The sequence below is a fragment of the Pseudomonas sp. FG-3G genome, from assembly GCF_901007645.1.
Taxonomy (GTDB): Bacteria; Pseudomonadota; Gammaproteobacteria; order Pseudomonadales; family Pseudomonadaceae; genus Aquipseudomonas; species Aquipseudomonas rhizophila.
This window is the reverse complement of sequence record NZ_CAAKGZ010000010.1, coordinates 1-2618: the sequence shown is the minus strand read 5'-3', so window position 1 is coordinate 2618 and position 2618 is coordinate 1. Positions and strand designations below refer to the sequence as shown.

General features: G+C 65.9%; 1 protein-coding gene. It reads right to left on the bottom strand.

Annotation, left to right across the window (positions count from 1 at the left end):
- On the bottom strand, positions 1–2618 hold a 2618-nt coding region (locus PSEUDOMOFG3G_RS05325; protein WP_139049392.1), incomplete at both ends, for a DUF6531 domain-containing protein.

Here is a 2618-nt window from a genome sequence, read left to right as displayed (position 1 = left end):
TGCCAGAAAAATTCCGTGGTCAGGCCGTCCACGGTCTTGCTGATGCGTCGGCCGAAGGCGTCGTAGCGGTAGGACGTTTCGCGCCCGTGCGCCGTGGTGACGCCGATCAGTCGGTGTTGGCTGTCGTAGCGGTATTCGCTGACGAGGCACTGGGCCTTGCCGCGCCGTTCGCGGATCAGGTTGCCGAAGGCGTCGTAGTCGTAGTGGCGGTCGCCCTCCATCAGCAGGCGATTGCCCTTGAGGCGGGTCGGGCCGGGGCGGTCCTGCATCAGCAGGTTGCCGGCCGGGTCGTGGGCGAAGTGTTCCGGCGGCTCGCTGTGGGAATAGTCGATGCCGATCAGGCGATCCAGCGGGTCGTATTGGTAATGGCGGCGGTTGCGCTTGTCGGAAATGGACTGCAGGTTGCCATTGGCGCTGTAGGCATAATCGCGCCAGAACAGTTGCTGCTGGTTCTGCCACACCGTCTGGGCCTTGACCCGGCCCTGTTCGTCGTAGTCGTACTGGCTGAGCAGCAGGCCTTGGCGGCGCTGGCGTTCGCGCCCGCCACTGAGCTGGTGTTCGGTGAGGCGTGAGCCGTTCAGGTCGATGGCCGTCAGCGCGCCGCCTCGGGCGTGGTGGTAGTCGAGCTGGCTGTTGTCCGGCAGGCGCAGGTGGTTGAGGCGTCCGCAGGCGTCGTAGCGATAACGCAGGGTGCCCCAGCCCTGGTGTTCGCTGATCAGCCGGTCCTGGGCGTCGTATTCGAAGGCCAGCGGGTGATCGGTGCCGTCGTTGACGTGGACCAGCCGGCCCAGCCCGTCGTAGCGGTATTCGATGGCCTGGCCGTCGGGCAAGGTCTTGACCAGCAGTCGCCCGACCCTGTCGCGCTGGTAGCGGGTGACCCATTGGGCGCCGTCCGCGCCATGCTCGGTTTTCTCCAGCAGGTGGCCATTGAGGTCGTAGGCGTAGGCGGTGCGTTGGCCGTCAAAGCCGATCTGCTGTCGGATCAATCCGTTCGGCGTGTAGTCCAGCTGATATTTTTCGCCGGATTCGTTTTCGATTTCAGTCAGCAACAGCCGCGCCGAATCGTAGCGATATTTCAGTTCGCTGCCGTCGGGGTTGAGCCGACGGCTGATCAGGTGCAGGTCGTCGGCGTATTCATAGCGGGTGGTCCGCCCCAGCTCATCGCGCTCGGCGGTGACCTTGCCGTAGGCGTTGTAGTGCCAGGCGCGGGTCGCACCACCCGGCAAGGTGGTTTCGAGCAGGCGGCCCACCGCGTCCCACTGGTAGTGCGTGAGGGCGCCGTGTTCGTCCTGGCGGGTCAGCAAACGCCCCAAGGCGTCGTAGGAAAAACACCGGCGCCCCGTGTCAGGCAGGGTTTCTTCGGTCAGTTGGCCCAGTTGATTGCGGGTAAACCGATGCTCGCTACCGTCGGGGTAACGGATCGCCAGCAATTGTCCTTGGGCGTCGTAGTCATAGCCGGTGCTCTGGCCGTGCGGATCGATGACCTCGATCACATCGCCCTGGGCGTTGCGCCGGTATTGCCACACGGCCTTGCCGCGCGAACGGGCGTGCAGGAAACCGTTGCGGTATTCGTAGGACGTCGGTTCCTCGTCCGGCGGAATCAGCGCCACCAGCCGTCCGGCTTCCTCGTAGCGGTATTCGGTGACGGCGCCCAGCGGGTCTTGTTCGGCGATCAGCCGGCCCTGGGGGTCATAGGCCTTGAGGTGCTCGCCGCCATCGGGCTCGACCTTGCGCACCAGCCGTGCCCGCTCGTCGTGGACGTACACCTCCTGACTGCCATCCAGGTGCTGGACCGTGACCTGCCCGTCCTCGCCCCAGGTGTAGCGGCTGTCCATCTGCGCAAACGAGGCCCAGTGCCGCACGCAGCGGGCTGCGCGGCCTGCCCCTTGCCATTCCCAGAAGAAACTCGCACCGCCGGCCAGTTGCCGTTGCAGGATGACGTGCTGGTCGTCGTAGTCGTAGCGTTCGCTTTCGCCGGCGGCATTGGTGGCCTCGATCAGTCGCCAGCGGGCGTCGTAGCGGTAAGCCACCAGGGTCTGTTCGGTCCGCCAGGCTTCCTCGAGGGTGATGGCCGGGTGAAAGCTCTGGTAGTCGATGGCGACCAGGTGACGCTGCGCGTAACGCAAGCGCAGTGCACGCCCGGCGCCGTTGTCCAGGCGGCTGATGTCGCCGTGGATGTTGCGCTTGATCGTCAGGCGGTTGGCGTAGCGGTCGCTGAGGGCGGTCAGATGGCCGTCGCGAAAGTGTAGGAACAGCGCACCTTCGCCGGACTGGGCGATGATCAGTTCGTCCGGCTCGGCCCCCCGGTAAATCGCTGCGCGGGCCAGGCTGTTGTGGATCGCCGGGCGTTGCTCGCTGGGCAGCGGAAACGTCGTACGGCGGTTTTCCTGGTCGATCCAGATGACCTGCTCGCCCTCAAGCAACAGGCGATGCGCCAGGGCATGGCTCCAGCCGCGGCCCAGGCCGATGTCCAGGTCCACCGCGCTGGTGCGGTACAAGCGGGTGAAGACAAACGGCAGTCGGCCATCGAGGGTGCCGTCGTCCAGGGTCAGCAGCTCCTCGCCGGTGACCATCGACACCGGGCAGCCGCTGGTCTGGGTCAGGGCCGCGGTGTCGGC